Origin of the sequence: Yoonia sp. 67-2, assembly GCF_035117555.1 — a bacterium.
Taxonomy (GTDB): Bacteria; Pseudomonadota; Alphaproteobacteria; order Rhodobacterales; family Rhodobacteraceae; genus Yoonia.
The window spans coordinates 153,787-168,254 of the sequence record NZ_JAYKPK010000005.1; the positions used below are offsets into that span (position 1 = coordinate 153,787).

At 55.0% G+C, this 14,468-nt stretch carries 16 protein-coding genes and 1 tRNA gene; 11 read left to right on the forward strand and 6 right to left on the reverse strand.

Annotated features, from left to right (window positions below; genetic code table 11):
- Positions 1–268: 268 nt before the first annotated feature.
- From VOY09_RS10165 to VOY09_RS10185, 5 genes are all read left to right on the forward strand, one after another.
- A complete protein-coding gene (locus VOY09_RS10165) occupies positions 269–922 on the forward strand; it encodes an ABC transporter ATP-binding protein (protein WP_322894898.1) in 654 nt (217 codons plus the stop codon).
- Positions 906–2,438 carry a capsule biosynthesis protein gene (locus VOY09_RS10170; RefSeq protein WP_322894899.1) on the forward strand — a complete coding sequence of 511 codons (1,533 nt, stop codon included), beginning with the start codon at positions 906–908 and terminating at the stop codon, positions 2,436–2,438. The genes VOY09_RS10165 and VOY09_RS10170 overlap by 17 nt, the downstream gene beginning before the upstream one ends.
- A complete protein-coding gene (gene kdsA, locus VOY09_RS10175; protein ID WP_322894900.1) occupies positions 2,438–3,271 on the forward strand; it encodes a 3-deoxy-8-phosphooctulonate synthase in 834 nt (277 codons plus the stop codon). Before VOY09_RS10170 ends, kdsA begins: the two co-directional genes overlap by 1 nt.
- Before the next feature lie 65 nt (positions 3,272–3,336).
- Positions 3,337–4,623: a mechanosensitive ion channel domain-containing protein gene (locus VOY09_RS10180; protein ID WP_322894901.1), complete on the forward strand. Its 1,287-nt coding sequence runs from the start codon at positions 3,337–3,339 to the stop codon at positions 4,621–4,623.
- Between the two features lie 64 nt (positions 4,624–4,687).
- Positions 4,688–4,762 (forward strand) — tRNA-Gln (locus VOY09_RS10185).
- Between the two features lie 128 nt (positions 4,763–4,890).
- Here VOY09_RS10185 and VOY09_RS10190 read toward each other — a convergent pair.
- The gene (locus tag VOY09_RS10190; protein ID WP_322894902.1) at positions 4,891–5,079 is read right to left on the reverse strand and encodes a hypothetical protein; all 189 of its coding nucleotides are present in this window, start codon (positions 5,077–5,079) and stop codon (positions 4,891–4,893) included.
- 507 nt (positions 5,080–5,586) lie between these two features.
- Here VOY09_RS10190 and VOY09_RS10195 point away from each other — a divergent pair.
- The 6 genes from VOY09_RS10195 to VOY09_RS10220 all read left to right on the forward strand — a co-directional run bounded on the left by VOY09_RS10195 (position 5,587) and on the right by VOY09_RS10220 (position 11,308).
- On the forward strand, positions 5,587–6,012 hold the full coding sequence (locus VOY09_RS10195; protein WP_322894903.1) for a hypothetical protein: 426 nt from the start codon (positions 5,587–5,589) through the stop codon (positions 6,010–6,012).
- A 9-nt stretch (positions 6,013–6,021) separates the two neighbouring features.
- Positions 6,022–6,531, forward strand: a complete 510-nt coding sequence (locus VOY09_RS10200; RefSeq protein ID WP_322894904.1) for an ImmA/IrrE family metallo-endopeptidase — start codon at positions 6,022–6,024, stop codon at positions 6,529–6,531.
- Positions 6,532–6,539: 8 nt separating this feature from the next.
- Entirely contained in the window at positions 6,540–7,622 is a 1,083-nt protein-coding gene (locus VOY09_RS10205) for a beta family protein (RefSeq protein ID WP_322894905.1), read from the forward strand.
- A gap of 123 nt (positions 7,623–7,745) precedes the next feature.
- On the forward strand, positions 7,746–9,242 hold the full coding sequence (locus VOY09_RS10210; protein WP_322894906.1) for an RNA-directed DNA polymerase: 1,497 nt from the start codon (positions 7,746–7,748) through the stop codon (positions 9,240–9,242).
- 324 nt (positions 9,243–9,566) lie between these two features.
- On the forward strand, positions 9,567–10,937 hold the full coding sequence (locus tag VOY09_RS10215) for a primase-helicase family protein (RefSeq protein ID WP_322894907.1): 1,371 nt from the start codon (positions 9,567–9,569) through the stop codon (positions 10,935–10,937).
- Positions 10,937–11,308, forward strand: coding sequence for an HNH endonuclease (locus tag VOY09_RS10220; RefSeq protein WP_322894908.1), 372 nt, complete (start codon positions 10,937–10,939; stop codon positions 11,306–11,308). The genes VOY09_RS10215 and VOY09_RS10220 overlap by 1 nt, the downstream gene beginning before the upstream one ends.
- 237 nt (positions 11,309–11,545) lie before the next feature.
- Here VOY09_RS10220 and VOY09_RS10225 read toward each other — a convergent pair whose 3' ends face one another.
- From VOY09_RS10225 to VOY09_RS10245, 5 genes are all read right to left on the reverse strand, one after another.
- The gene (locus VOY09_RS10225) at positions 11,546–12,124 is read right to left on the reverse strand and encodes a hypothetical protein (RefSeq protein WP_322894909.1); all 579 of its coding nucleotides are present in this window, start codon (positions 12,122–12,124) and stop codon (positions 11,546–11,548) included.
- 381 nt (positions 12,125–12,505) lie between these two features.
- Positions 12,506–12,679, reverse strand: coding sequence for a hypothetical protein (locus VOY09_RS10230; RefSeq protein ID WP_322894910.1), 174 nt, complete (start codon positions 12,677–12,679; stop codon positions 12,506–12,508).
- Positions 12,673–13,878 carry a DUF6538 domain-containing protein gene (locus VOY09_RS10235; protein WP_322894911.1) on the reverse strand — a complete coding sequence of 402 codons (1,206 nt, stop codon included), beginning with the start codon at positions 13,876–13,878 and terminating at the stop codon, positions 12,673–12,675. The genes VOY09_RS10230 and VOY09_RS10235 overlap by 7 nt, the downstream gene beginning before the upstream one ends.
- 60 nt (positions 13,879–13,938) lie before the next feature.
- Positions 13,939–14,136, reverse strand: a complete 198-nt coding sequence (locus VOY09_RS10240; protein WP_322894912.1) for a hypothetical protein — start codon at positions 14,134–14,136, stop codon at positions 13,939–13,941.
- Complete coding sequence (locus VOY09_RS10245) at positions 14,111–14,296, reverse strand: hypothetical protein (protein WP_322894913.1); 186 nt, start codon at positions 14,294–14,296, stop codon at positions 14,111–14,113. The genes VOY09_RS10240 and VOY09_RS10245 overlap by 26 nt, the downstream gene beginning before the upstream one ends.
- Positions 14,297–14,468 lie beyond the last annotated feature (172 nt).

A 14,468-nucleotide genomic window follows, 5' to 3' on the forward strand; every position in this document is an offset into this window, starting at 1 on the left:
TCCAATATTTGACGGATGGTAGAGCCAGACTGGCGAGGTCAAGCATACCAGATCACGAAAATCCCCCTGCATCATGTCAGACCATCGCAGAAGGGCAAGACGACTTCCGCCAACGTCGTGCAGGCTTGCCTTTAAATCACGTTATTGTCGTTGTATTCATGCCGCATTTCGCTGCTATAGCGGGAATTATGCAGAATGATCAGACCTTGTTAATGTCTTTTCAGCAATCATGCGGCAAAGACGCGTTACTCGTTACAACAGGATAGTCATGCTGGAATTTGCCAATGTCAGCAAATCTTTCTGGACCGGCACGCAGCGCAAGGTGATCCTTGACCGCGTGTCCTTTCGCGTTGAGCTGGGCAATTCACTGGGCATCCTGGCCCCCAATGGCACAGGCAAAACCACGCTGATCAATATGATGGCGGGTCTGGAAAAGCCTGACGAGGGCACGATCACCCGCGGCTGCCGGATTTCTTTTCCGTTGGGTTTCATGGGCGGCGTTGTCAACAAGCTCAGCGCGATGGAAAACAGCCGCTACATCGCCCGGCTCTACGGTCTCGACCCCGATTATGTGGAGGCGTTCTGCCGCTGGCTTTGCGGGATTGACGAATATTTCGACATGCCCGTCGGCACTTATTCCAGCGGGATGCGGCAAAGGTTCACCTTTGCGCTGATGCTGGCGCTGGAATTTGACATTTACCTGATCGATGAAGGCATGCCTGCCGCGACAGATGTGGAATTCAATCGCAAGGCCGGTGATATCCTGCGCGAACGGCTGGAAACCACGACCATTGTCATCGTATCGCATCAGGCAGCGACGCTGGAACGGTTTGCAAAATCTGCCGCCGTGTTGCGCAATGGCCAGCTTTATATGTTCGACAATCTTGAAGAAGCGAAGGCACTTTATGACTACCAAGCCTAGGGTCCAGAGGTTCCGTATCCGCACCGATGAAACAGTGCCGCCGACGCCAGCAGATGCCGCGACCGCCGCTGACGCGCCAGCGACAACGCCATTGCAGGACCAACTTGATGCGATCGCACAGGAAGGTTTGACTGCGCGCCAACTGCGGCTGGCCCGTCGTGTCGCACAAAAACAGGGGCTTGTGGTCGGATCGGATTATGACGCCGTCCGGCAGTTACGCCTTGCCGGCATTGACCCTTTTGCGAAACACTCGGTCCTGGATCTGGTGCATACCAAAGGTGCAGATTCCGGCCGCGTGCAACTGCCTGAAACGATCACCAAAACCAATACCCTGCCCGAAGCGAAAGCCGTGCAGCGGGCCAACAAAAACGCATCCGAAATCATCAAAATTCAGCGCGACATCGCGCGTCGCAGGCGGCGCAAGCTGGCACTCTTGGCCACGCGGCTGGCCATCTTCATCTTCCTGCCGACATTTTTGGCAGGATGGTATTACTACAAGATCGCGACCCCGATGTATGCCACGAATGCAGAAATTGTGATCCAGCAAGCGCAGCCGCAGCAGGGCGCATCAGGCTTTTCAAACCTGTTTCAAGGCACATCCATGGCCACGCAACAGGACAGTATCGCAGTGCAATCCTATCTTGCGTCACGCGAAGCCATGTTGCGGCTGGACAATGATCACGGGTTCAAAGCACATTTCAGCGATCCTTCCATTGATCCGATCCAGCGGCTTGCCCCTGACGCCACGAATGAAGAGGCGTTCAAGCTTTTCAAAAACCACGTCACCATCAGCTACGACCCGACTGAAGGTCTGATCCGGATGGAGGTGGTCGCCGCATCGCCACAAAAAGCCTATGATTTTTCGCAGGCGCTGATCAGCTATGCCGAAGAACAGGTTGACCAATTGACCAGCCGCTTGCGGTCGGACCAGATGGAAGGGGCCCAACGCAGCTACGAAGCCGCTGAAGAACGCCGAGCCGAGGCATTGGCGACCTGGCTGGCGATCCAGCAGGATGTGCAACAGATCAATCCAGTCGCAGAAACCAACACCCGGCTTGGCCAGATCGCATCATTAGAGGCTGATCGGCAAAGATTGCAGCTTGTCCTGCAATCACGGCTAAACGTCGCGCGTCCCAGCGATTTGCAGGTAGAGGCTTTGCGCGACCAGATTACCAATATCGATAACCTGATCGTCACGCTGCGCGAGGAATTGGTTGGGACAGGCGGGGATCAGGCATCGCTGGCCGCGCGCAGCACCGAATTGCTGACAGCAGAAGAAAACTACACCTTTCAGACCGTCATGGTCCAGCAAGCGCTGACCCAGATGGAAACCGCGCGGATTGAAGCGAACCGGCAGGTGCGCTATCTGTCAGAAAGTGTGCGACCGGTGGTGCCTGATCAGGCCAGCTATCCCCGCGCCTTTGAAAATACCATTCTGGCATTGCTGATTTTTTCAGGCATCTATCTGATGATTTCGCTTACTGCCTCTATCCTTCGTGAACAGGTCAGCTCTTAATGCATGAAATAGACATCGGAAAACTGAAGGTCAGCAATGACCAACCCTTGCTGCTGATTGCAGGCCCCTGCCAGTTGGAAAGTCTGGATCACGCCCAGATGATCGCGGGCCAAATGGCCGAGATCTGCGCCAAATACGGCGCGCAATTCATCTTCAAGGGCAGCTATGACAAGGCAAACCGCACATCGCTCAGTGGCAAGCGCGGCCTTGGCATGGATGAAGGCTTGAAGGTTCTGCAATCGGTCAAGGACAGTATCGGCTGCCCGGTGCTGACCGATATCCACAGCCCCGATCAATGCGCCACTGTCGCCAGCGTCTGTGATGTGCTGCAGATCCCGGCGTTCTTGTGCCGCCAGACAGATTTGCTGATCGCCGCAGGCGAAACCGGTGCCGTGATCAATATCAAAAAGGGTCAGTTTCTGGCCCCTTGGGATATGCCCAATGTCGTGGCCAAGATCGAAAGCACCGGCAACCGGCGTATTCTGGTGACCGAACGAGGCACATCTTTCGGCTATAACACGCTCGTCGCGGATATGCGCGCGCTGCCCACGATGGCGAAGATAGGCTATCCGGTGGTCATGGACGCGACCCATTCGGTCCAGCAACCGGGGGGGCAAGGCGGGTCTACCGGCGGGCAGCGCGAATTTGCGCCTGTGATGGCGCGGGCAGCCGTATCGCTGGGGATTGCGGCGGTCTTTATCGAAACCCACGAAGACCCTGACAATGCGCCATCAGACGGGCCAAATATGATCCCCCTCGATCAGATGGATAAGCTGGTCAAAAGCCTGATGGCCTTCGACGCGCTGGCCAAGGCTGACCCGATCCGGATCTGATGAATGGGGCTTTCCCTTGGGCAGGGTGGTTTCTAAGCTTCGCCCTGCCTGTCAGGATTGATCCCATGCGTGTCATTTTCTTTTGTCTGCTGATGTTGCTGACTGCGGTGCCCGCCACGGCCCAAGACGCGACTGGCACCATCACGACGCAAAACACCGCCATACAGGATCTGGCCATCGCCACCCGTATGCGCGAAATCATGGCGGAATTGGGCGATTACGGCGATGTCATGGTCACCGTCAATGAAGGTGTGGTCACCCTGCGTGGCACCACGACATCCATGGTCGAGGCTTTGGCGCTGCAACCGCTCGCCAGCCGCATCGAAGGTGTCGTCGCGGTGCGCAATGAGGTGACCGAAACGACCGATATCGCCCGCCGCCTGAATCCGGCGGTGACCCGCTTCACCGCGCGGCTGGAACAATTCATCGTCTTTCTGCCGCTGGCCCTGATCGCCGGTCTGGCATTCGGGCTGGTCGTGCTGCTGGGCTTTGCCATCGCGCGGATGAAGCAACCGTGGGAACGGCTGGCCCCCAATACCTTTGTCGCGGAAATCTACCGGCAATTGCTGCGGGTGCTGTTCATCGTGATCGGGATGGTGATCGCGCTGGACATCGTCAATGCCACGGCCTTGCTGAGCACTATTCTGGGGGCGGCCGGTATCATCGGTCTGGCCTTCGGCTTTGCCGTGCGGGAAACGGTCGAAAATTTCATTGCATCGGTCATGCTGTCGTTCCGGCAACCCTTTCGGCCAAATGACACGATCGAGATCAATGGCGAGCAGGGGAAGGTGATCCGGCTGACCAGCCGCGCGACGATCCTTTTGTCCTTTGATGGCAACCATATCCGCATCCCCAATGCGACGGTCTTCAAAAGCCGGATTATCAATTTCAGCACCAATGCTGAACGGCGGTTCCGCTTTGAAATCATGGTGGACCGCGATGCCGATCTGCGGGCGACATTGACGCTGGTGAACCAGACAGTGCAGGCCCTGCCCTTTGTTCTGGCCGACCCCAAAGCGCAGACATGGATCGAAGCGCTACAGCCCCGTGGCGTGGACCTCATCGTCACCGGCTGGATCGACCAGAACGCCACCTCCCTCGCCATGGCGCGCGGCGAAGCGCTACGCCAGGTGAAACTGGCCATTGACACGGCAGGAGCAGTAATGCCCGACATCGGTCAGACGCTCACCCCAGTCAGCGACACGCCAAAAGCAGTCACCCTGCCATCCGAAACGACGCAAGTCACGCATGTCGACGCCGATCAGGATGCCGCCCTCACGCGTATCGTCGAGGCGGAACGTCAGCTCGACAGCGCAGAAGATCTGCTGCGCCCGGACAGCCCGAAGGAATAGTCCGGATTTTGACAAAACGGGGCTTGAACAGGTGCATTCTTCGCAGTAGACAGCCCCACGCTGATGGGATGTAGCCAAGTGGTAAGGCAACTGTTTTTGGTACAGTGTACCGTAGGTTCGAATCCTACCATCCCAGCCAGCTGACCTTCCACCCAGAAACGTTGATGAACACAAGACCGTTTTGGCGGCGATGTTCTGACTGTTTCGCCCCAGATGCTGCCCCAGTGCGACCGGGCCATGACAGCCCAGTCGTCGTTGCTTCCATAGTCATCGTGCTGCCGTGTGGACCCTCAGGATCAGCGCGAACTCAGGCTCTCCATAGACACCCTCCAGCGGACCTGTGATCGAGTAGCCACCCACGCAGTCGTCGAAGACTTCATGGACCTTGAACAGGTGCTCGGGCCAGCCGTCGAAGGCCTTGATCACCACCACATCCCCTTCCCGAATGTCAGTCATGGGGTTTTCTCCACGCTGCCAAGACCGCGACAGTGACGATGAGAGTGACCACAGGGTGTGATCGGCCTGCCAGCCATACCAGAGTGGACAGGACTGCCTTGGGTGGTGGTGACAAAAGAAAACCCCCGGCGAGAACGCCGAGGGCTGATATGATACGCATTGGAAAACCTCCTGTGATTGGTATCATTTCAGATACAGAGGCTTGCGCGGTTTTCTGTGTGGGGGTTGAACGGAAGCCAAGCAGCCGCATCAGGACAACGTGAGCTGCCATCGCTAGAACCAGAAACTGACACATTGGCTCTTAATTCTGCTGCGCGCTCCATGGTCACAGCAGGAAAAGTTCGTTTCCTCTTTATTGCCTCCTCAGGACTGTCAGGGCGACAAATTCTGGCACTGGCCAAATCGATATGTTGCTGGCACCCTGCATAATGCAGACGTTGACAGGAACAAAGTAAGAACTCATATGTACAGCACTCTTTGGAGAGGCTTCCAGGCACGGGCGACAAAATGAAAGTAGCAACTTATTTAGTGGTCTTTGTTGGCGGTGTGGTCTTCTGCTATCTTATGCTCTCCATCGGCGTGGTCGATGTTGTTGATGGGATCCCAGGGGCTCAGCAAGAGCCAGCGTTGTCATTGCCTACGTACTTAAGCTTCATTTCTGCGATGATGACTGCTGTCACAGTTGTCCTCGCAGCAGTCGCGATAGGGATTGGTGTGGTGGCGGCATTTACTGTGAAAGAAATTCGCGAGCGAGCGGACGAAACAGTTAAGACGGCCAAGGAACAAGCTGACGCTGCAAAAGCGGATGCATTAGCCCTTGTGGAAGCCGCGCTTTCCGAGGATGCAATCAATGCACGTTTGTTAGCGTTTCAACGTCCGACCGTTGCCGAACTCGAAGAGAGTTTTGACCTAGACGACACGGGGAACAGATAGGAGGATGTAATGTCAAAAGAAGTCCAATGCTTATCAACGGAACAGAAAGAGATTCTTTCAAGATACAGCACTCAACGCCCGATACAGCTTGGTAAACTCGCAAAAGAACTTGGTGTAGAGATCAAGGTTGCCAGTCTGGGTACCGGAATATCCGGGCAAATCTCTCGTGAAGGCAATGGGTATGTCATTCGCGTAAATCGGAATGAAGCCAGAGAACGACAGCGGTTCACTATCGGACATGAATTGGCACACTTCCTCCTCCACCGAGAGATTATTGATCGGTCTCCGACTGGCATCACCGACACGGTATTGTATCGCTCTGGTGCACCTCAGCAAATCGAATATGAAGCAAACCGTCTCGCGGCGGAAATTGTCATGCCCATGGACCTCATCGAGCAAGAAGTAAGGGATGGCTTTGGAGGTATGGTGACTGAAGCAACGATTGAAGCACTTGCCAATCGGTTTGAAGTGTCCAAAGCTGCAATGGAGATCAGACTCTCACAACTTATACCAGCGTAGTTAATCTAATGGCTTTAGACGGAAAAACCTATGTACCCACGCTTGCCATACGAGCAAGCGAAATGAATGGGCTTCAATTTCTGCCAAAGGCGACGAAAGAACGGATGACGCCGTGTATTCTGCTCGGTCCCTGGGCAAATTCAGGTACCTTAGATAAGTCAATCGAGCGTGTCGAAAAGGCCTTTCGAAACCAAAGTTTCTTTTTGGACATTGACCGCGACTATGAGTTTACAAACCTCGAAAGTCCAGCACAGCAACGACTAGTCGAGCTGCTAGACCCTGCCGGGGCGTATTCGAACTGGTGCGACTTCGTATCAAAACACGAATGGGTCATGCCTTGTATTCAGACACGAGGGCAGTCAGAGGCCGATATCCGCAAACAGGTTGAGCGATATCAGGTGGCAGGGCGTTCATACTGTCTTAGGCTTTACATGAATCGCTTTCCACCTAACGTGAGCGACGTGATCGCTGCGCTTGCAGCGTTAGGCTCTGCCGACTTTACCGTTATTCTAGAAGGTGGATGGACCAGAGATCCTTTAAGCCTCGCCGTTTGGTTCGATGGAGTGATCGGAGGTCATCTGGACCCGATTGACGCTGACGTTCCGATTGTTCTTTCGTGCACTTCCATGCCAAAAATGTTCACAGACTTTGATGGAGGCATATCTCGCGTCCCATTCTCAAACCACAAGCTAGTCGATCAAATTCGGCAGGCCAGAGGGAACCGGCGCTCTCGTATCATTTACGGGGATTGGGGCAGCACTCGCCCCCGTGAACCCTCCGGCTTTGCATCCCGTCCTCTAGACCGGATCGACTACCCGACAGAACACAATTGGTGCATAGCCCGAAATCGACGAGACGAATGGGACTTCCAGCGAGCTGCAGAGGCTGTTGTGTCCAGCCCTGAATGGGAAGGTGATTTAGGAATATGGGGCGAGGAAATGATCGAAGCCACTGCAATCAATGAAGAACTGGGAATTGACACACCACAAAAAAACGTCGCGGCTAGGACGAATATCCACCTCCATAGGCAAGCATTCTATGGGCAAGTGAATATTGGCGGAATGAATCTCGATGAAGACTGGGAGGACTAAGGCGGTCATTATCTGAGCGAGCGGTAAACTCCGTTGAGCCGCACAAAATTTTGCAGTCCATCATCGCAACCATTTCGCACATAAATAGCCCTTTGACGAGTATAGCGGAGACCTCGTACACCCATGAAAAAGTTGAAAAATCTTAGTGCGGCAGAAGCCAAAGAGCATTTCCTGAAGGGCAGCAGCTACTTCAACGGCGACTTCCCCGACTATATTAGCTTCGAGCCGATCCTGAATGGTGTCGCGGACGTCTTGGGAACAGGATATTTTACTGAACACAAGCTCAGCCAACCCGACCTGCTGTCCGGTGTGAATTACAGCTTCGTTGCCAACAAAGATGGGCGCTTTGCATGGCGTCCCTATGAGCTGATGCACCCAGCAATCTATGTCTCACTGGTGAACCTGCTCTGCACACAGGAAAACTGGTCGATCGTAACCGGACGGCTGGTGGAATTCGAAAAGGGGGTCGTGACGTGCTGCAGCAGCCCCGTGCTGTCGCTGGATCACCAGACAGATCAGGCAGCACAGGTCAGCCACTGGTGGCAGGCCGTCGAACAGCGGTCCTTGGAGCTGTCGCTAGAGTTCAGTCATGTGCTGCATACCGATGTCACCGACTGCTACGGATCAGTCTATACCCACGCCATCGCTTGGGCCCTGCATGGTCGTGACACCGCCAAAGAGGCAAAGGGCAAGAACGGCCTGCTGGGCGACAAGATCGATAACTTCATTCGTGCTGGTCGGTACGGCCAGACCAATGGGATTTCTCAGGGCTCAGTACTCATGGACTTCATCGCGGAACTCGTCCTTGGCTACGTCGATGAAACGATCACCGAGGAGTTGGGCGAGGCAAAAGATTTTCGTATTCTTCGATACCGCGACGACTATCGAATTTTTACCAACAGCGATGTTCGGGCAGAAGAAATCCTGAAGGTGATCAGTGACAAGTTGCGGTCCGTGGGCATGCGGCTCGGCGTTGAAAAGACCTATATTTCCACCAACGTGATAGAAGGCTCGATCAAGCCCGATAAGCTGGCAGGGATCGACTTACAGGATCTCGGTGTATCGAATGCGCAGACCTTGCAGAAACAACTTATTCGATTGCACACGTTCGGCAGGCTCCACCCGAATAGCGGTGCGCTGCGGCGGCTGGTGGGCGAGCTTCACACCAAGATCATTGAACAAGAAGTAAAGCCAAAAGACCTTGAGGTTCAGGTAGCTATCGCTACTGACATCGCTGTCGTGTCGCCACTCGCATTTCCGGCCATCGCTGGCATACTCAGCCACATGATATCGTTGGCTCCGGAAGGTAAGAAGTCTGACTTATGGGGCAAGGTCTATAAGAAGATGAGGAAGGTGCCATACAATGGATACCTCGAGGTCTGGCTACAGCGCGTCACCAAGCCGAAGGCTGTTGGTATCGACTACCTCAGCACGGAAAACCTCTGCCGCATCGTAAATGGCGACGATGTCGATCTGTGGAACAATGAATGGATAAGCAACATGGCCCTCGTCGAAGCACTCCAGCCGAAAAAGATCTTGGTCAAGGATGTTGCGACAGCGCCGGAAGTCATGACACCGGATGAAGTCGAGCTATTCAAGCAAAATGCGTGGCTATACTGACGGGCGTGGGGGCAAGGTTTCCGACGCAAAATTGTCCTTCTATATAGCCCCAACCCTCCAGGGGACGCTAAAGCTAGAGATACACGAAAACGTCTTTGGATGCGAGTAAGCCAATGCCAATCATACGAACTGATCGGCTGGCTATTTTGCGGGTGCCACGGGAGCCAGAGACTGGGCTCTGACAAGAGCAGTAACACCTTCATGCTAGGCAAGGACCGCCATGCATATCGACAATCACGCAGCATCTCTGCCTGCCGGGTTCATCGGCCACATCATAAACAAAAGGGGGCCTACATCACGTATAGCCTATCGGAACATCAATGAATGAATTCCACGACTCCACTATCCAATCTCACGCCAGAGCAGGACCAACTTACGAGACTGCTGGCGGCGCGGTACATCCGACAAGAAAACCGCTTCTATCACATCGATCAGCCTACTCAGGCCTTATCACGCCGGGACGTCGAGCAATCCTTCATAAACATGGTCGGGAGGGAGCTACCTGACATCGATCGGTCCCCCGACACCATGAAAGCCGTCTTCAAGATCGGGATCGAACATCAGCACACCGACCAAAGTCGCAGCATACCAGTCTGGGGCGGCCAGCTACGGAGCTATCCCGGCGATGAAGCTCGTCTTATCTGGAACCCGAACGGCACAGTCAGCATCAACACATGGCGAAAACCACAATATCGTCGACGAGGTGTGAACCGAGCGAGATATGGTCACTTCGGGCCGCTGTTTCGGACCCTGTTCCCCAATCCCAAGGAAAGGCGGCAGGTCTTGGACTGGGTGGCTTGGACGTTGCAAAACGAAAATGACCGACCAAGCTGGTCCTTGCTGCTTTACTCCAAGGCCAAGGGCACCGGGAAAAGTACCTTCTGTGATGTGTTGAAGCATTTGCACGGCGTCGAAAACAGTACAGCGCAGAACAACGTCGATAACCTTGTCACCCGATTCAACACGGAGGTCTTGGTCAGTCGCCTAGTGATCTGCGAGGAGCTTTCGCTACGGTCAGAATCGAGGCAATCGAACGCACTCAAGACTTTCATTACCGATCGAGATGTACTCTCAGAAAGGAAGGGACGGGAACCGGTGCGCCTTCCCCTGATCTCGTGCTTCGTATTTACCACCAACCATCTGCCTACATGGATGGAGAGTGGGGAACGGCGATACTATATCGTCCAGACTGACCATGATGGCCACTCATCGGGACCAAGAGCTGCCGACTTCTCTGCGGTGGTGGCGGGGGTGTACGAGGCGCTGGCGGACCCCGACGAGGTGGCGGCCCTTTATAACGCTCTCATGCACCGTCGGGTCAGCGATACCTTCAACGCAAAGAGCCTGAACACTGAGCGGGACGGTACTGCCATCATGCGCCAGCTACTGGGAACGTCTGGTGAAACCATTCTAGACCAGTTGGACGAATACCTAGGGGACTTGGGGTTGGATGTGATTCCGCAGGCCACTGTGCAGGAATACATCACCAAGGAACTAAGACAGAACGGCAATCGCACCCGTCATATGATGCAGGAACTCGGCTGGACCCAGACACAGGTGAAGTGGGATGGAAAGGACTATGCTCGGGCCCTCTGGATGAAACCCGGCTTCCATGTTGCCGACGGGAATATCGTTAGGCCGGACGGAACGACGGAAACTATCGCGGCTCACCTGTCGAAGGAGGACTTTGAATAATGACCGATTATTTTATGTTCCTCGATGACTCTGAACAGCGCTGGATGGATATCCATGAGAACCATTCCGCCGAGGCCGAGGCGTTGGCCAACCGTCTCGTGAGCGAGGGGACACGCACCGACGAAGGTTGCATCGTCACCAACACCGCCACGGTGAGAAAGGTACGTTTCCAAGGTGACCAATACTCTGCCTACCGCTTCATTTATTGCGCTTTGAATGGGGAGGTGCCGAGCTATCACGATGTCATCCGCCACCGTTGCCATAATCGGCTCTGCATTAATCCTGATCATCTTCAGAAGGGGACGCGAGCGGATAACCAGCGCGACGACTGGGATTACTGGGCCAACGGGATAGACCAACGATACCTATAGCTGTTCCAATGCCTATCCGGGTGAAAAGTGGCACACCCGTCACACCCTCAGGAGGCGGCCTTCGGGCCTCTTCCCATCACCATGTAAGTTCACCTCACCAGTCATCGGCTGTAGTAGGATTAATGTTGGCTGAGTGGACAAAACGGTCATTAGCTGCAAGTGTTGTAGGCTGCCTACCGTACGGCAGTACGGATACAAGCTCGTTGCGTGCTTCCGCGTCCAGTGTCAGTCAAGCAATCAGCGCAATCGCGCAATGCCCAGGACTTGCGGTGCGACTACCGAAACGACAAGCTCCGCCAGTACACCCATTGTGGCCGCACTGGCTCTGTTAAACTCGACGTTTGGCATCGGGCAGGATAGCTGAGGTTCTCCCTGCGGCATCTCATCCATCAGCAGTCGCATTTTCACAGTCTGTCTTGGGTTAATATGCTTAAGTTTCACCGTGCATTCCTCTGCATCGGTTCTTTCGATACTCCAAAGGTACAGATATCCAGCTGGTAGATCGACAAAATGACCGGGGATCAAGTAAGTGGTGCCCGGGAGTTGCACAACAATCTCTGCGTTTTCAACTGCGCTACGCCCGGTATTCGTAATTTCTAACGTCATCAGCGTCGGTTCGGGAAGCTCCTCGTCGCGATAGAGCACTTTGAGGTCTCGCGATAGGTCAGGGTCGTCATTCTTAACCAGCTTTTCTATATCATAAGAATAAGTAAGCTTTTTCGTTTCAAACTGCTTCTTTGCCAGCAGCCAAGTTACGACGATGCCCAAGAGGGTCGCCATGACACCCGCCAATGCAATGTATTCTGCGTTTCCCAATCGGCACTCCTTAAAGATTACTTGCACGGCCTGTTCTTGCGCCGCTCATTGAATGCCGCATACTTGACCTGATAACGTCGGATCAGCCACTAACATTAAATGTAGTCAGGATGGTAGTTGAATGTTTATCGACTGCCGATTGTAAGGTTTGGTTTATCGGCAAATCTTGCGCGTGGGACGCGCCTGACAGACCAAAGTTGGAACCCGACTGATGCAGCCGCAGCATGGTGGCGGCCGTTCGAGGGCACGTCAGGCTCGAAGCAGACTCTTGCTCCCCCGGGCTAGCGACGCAGCTTAGCCTCCTCAACATGCCTGAGACTGCCGGTCAGAAGAAAAAAGAAAAGTGGGGGACCCCGGCAGCCGAAGCCACCGAGGTGTGTTTCATTTCAGCCTCCTATGGACCACGTAGTCAGCCAGAACCTGCCAGTAGTGGTCAGCGTCCCGAAAGCCTTGCTCCTGTGCTGCTTGGTCTTCGGCAGCAGGTCGGCGTAGTTGGCCTTCGTACTGCATGATCGCCGCCCGCTCCTCGAAGGCATCGATGTCAGGGATCAGCATGGCAGCCGTATCCCGTCCACGATAGCCCGCTTCTGCTCGTCACTGATGCCAGCAGAGTAGATGCCATAGGTCAGCCGGTTTTCTGACCGGGCAGACTGGTGACCCACTAGCGATGCAGTGAAGTGTTCAGGCACTCCTGTCCGTTCGCATTGGGTGATGAACCATTTACGAGTCGAGTGGAACACCAGCCCCGGACGATCTATCGCCAGCCCAGCTCTGAACTTGGCGAACTCCTTGGTGACCACCGATACCGTCAGATCAGGAAACAGCCGATCGTCTGGCATTGACGGCAACAGGTCAGCCAGTGCCCCGTGAAGAGGCACCACCCGCTCCGCAGCATCGGTCTTGAGTAGCCGGACCCGGTTTGGTCGAACCTGAGCGAACCAGCCCAGATTGCCTTTCCACACCAAGTCCTCCCGAAGCAAGCCTGTCGCTTCCCCCGACCGCATTCCTGTCAGCAGGCAGAAAAGTAGGACGCGCCCTATGACAGGGTTAGCGGCCCCCAGCATACGATCGACCTCCTCGTCCGTGGGGACAGCGTAGGAGGCCACCCTGCCCTTCTGGTCCACCCTGATCGCCGAAAAGTCTAGCTTGGGACTGTGGCCATCGTGGTAGGCCCAGTCGAGAAAGTGATAGACCTGCGAGAGGATGCGCTTCTGGGTCTGTGCCGTGATTTTCACCCGGTCGGCTTTTGAAATAAGCTGTTCCAGACCAAGTGACCGATTCCGAAACGACTTGCCGACGTGTGGTGAAAGCTGCGCCACCAATGACGCGAACCTCCGACCGTCCTCTCTGGACAGTGACCCGATCTGCCGTGTCCCATACAGCGACACCATCAGCCCGATGGAAAACCGGACCGACTTGAAGCCACCGGGACGCAGCTCGTCTGATCGACGCCGCAGGTAGTCAGCAGCAAGCTCCTTGATCGTCCTCCGACCGATGATCGGGTTCGACGGAGCGAAGACCGGGGCAGCCACCTTGATCGGCTGAGGACGTTCCAGCACGATGCCTTCACGGGCCTTGGCCACGATCTCCTCGAACTTCGAGTTGACCTCTGCCGCCCGCATCTTCGCTGTCTTGGTATCCCCAGTTTTCAGGGACTGTTTCAGCGCCTGCCCCAGCATCGGCTGCAGGTCGCGTGGGTAGTTGCGGCGATACAGCCACGTCTGCTGTTTCAGATACGCGTAAGGAATACGCATGACTCCTCCTTTGGGGCATCCGCCCCAGCTTGATTGTTGAGTTGAATTTTTTGATTGAGTTCAGCGACTTTGATGGTCTGGAGAGATCCCAGCCACCAAGGAGAGTTCAGGTTCGCCATACTCTCCCGCCAGCGGCCCCGTGAGGGCCACCCCTGTCACGCAGTCGTCTAGCACCTCGTCCACGCGGAACAGATGTTCTGGCACGTCGTCGAAAGCCTGAATGGTCACGATATCACCGGGACGGATCGTCAAGGTCATTGCCAGCCCCCCAGTTCGCCACCAGCGTCAGGATCACTGCAGCAGTCACGGCTGGATGGGTTCGGCAGGCAGCCCATAGGACGGTAGCGATTGCTGCCTTGGGGAAGGGCACAAAAAGAAAGCCCCCGGCGAGAACGCAGAGGGTTGCAAGGGTCTTCATAGCTAAGCTCCTGTGATTGCTTCTATTCTAGATACACGAGGCTGCTCGGTTTCTTGGGCCGCGATTAGAATGGCTGAGGCACGTCTGGGAAAATACAAGGCTGCTTCTGGTAGCTTCGCTAATGGCAGGGCATACTATGAAAGGTAGAAGCGAGCGGAAATTATGTAGCCCG

Coding starts and splice junctions, on each gene's coding strand:
- VOY09_RS10165 (WP_322894898.1), top strand. CDS start 269: ATGCTGGAATTTGCCAATGTCAGCAAATCTTTCTGGACCGGCACGCAG.
- VOY09_RS10170 (WP_322894899.1), top strand. CDS start 906: ATGACTACCAAGCCTAGGGTCCAGAGGTTCCGTATCCGCACCGATGAA.
- kdsA (WP_322894900.1), top strand. CDS start 2,438: ATGCATGAAATAGACATCGGAAAACTGAAGGTCAGCAATGACCAACCC.
- VOY09_RS10180 (WP_322894901.1), top strand. CDS start 3,337: ATGCGTGTCATTTTCTTTTGTCTGCTGATGTTGCTGACTGCGGTGCCC.
- VOY09_RS10190 (WP_322894902.1), bottom strand. CDS start 5,079: ATGACTGACATTCGGGAAGGGGATGTGGTGGTGATCAAGGCCTTCGAC.
- VOY09_RS10195 (WP_322894903.1), top strand. CDS start 5,587: ATGAAAGTAGCAACTTATTTAGTGGTCTTTGTTGGCGGTGTGGTCTTC.
- VOY09_RS10200 (WP_322894904.1), top strand. CDS start 6,022: ATGTCAAAAGAAGTCCAATGCTTATCAACGGAACAGAAAGAGATTCTT.
- VOY09_RS10205 (WP_322894905.1), top strand. CDS start 6,540: ATGGCTTTAGACGGAAAAACCTATGTACCCACGCTTGCCATACGAGCA.
- VOY09_RS10210 (WP_322894906.1), top strand. CDS start 7,746: ATGAAAAAGTTGAAAAATCTTAGTGCGGCAGAAGCCAAAGAGCATTTC.
- VOY09_RS10215 (WP_322894907.1), top strand. CDS start 9,567: ATGAATTCCACGACTCCACTATCCAATCTCACGCCAGAGCAGGACCAA.
- VOY09_RS10220 (WP_322894908.1), top strand. CDS start 10,937: ATGACCGATTATTTTATGTTCCTCGATGACTCTGAACAGCGCTGGATG.
- VOY09_RS10230 (WP_322894910.1), bottom strand. CDS start 12,679: ATGCTGATCCCTGACATCGATGCCTTCGAGGAGCGGGCGGCGATCATG.
- VOY09_RS10235 (WP_322894911.1), bottom strand. CDS start 13,878: ATGCGTATTCCTTACGCGTATCTGAAACAGCAGACGTGGCTGTATCGC.
- VOY09_RS10240 (WP_322894912.1), bottom strand. CDS start 14,136: ATGACCTTGACGATCCGTCCCGGTGATATCGTGACCATTCAGGCTTTC.
- VOY09_RS10245 (WP_322894913.1), bottom strand. CDS start 14,296: ATGAAGACCCTTGCAACCCTCTGCGTTCTCGCCGGGGGCTTTCTTTTT.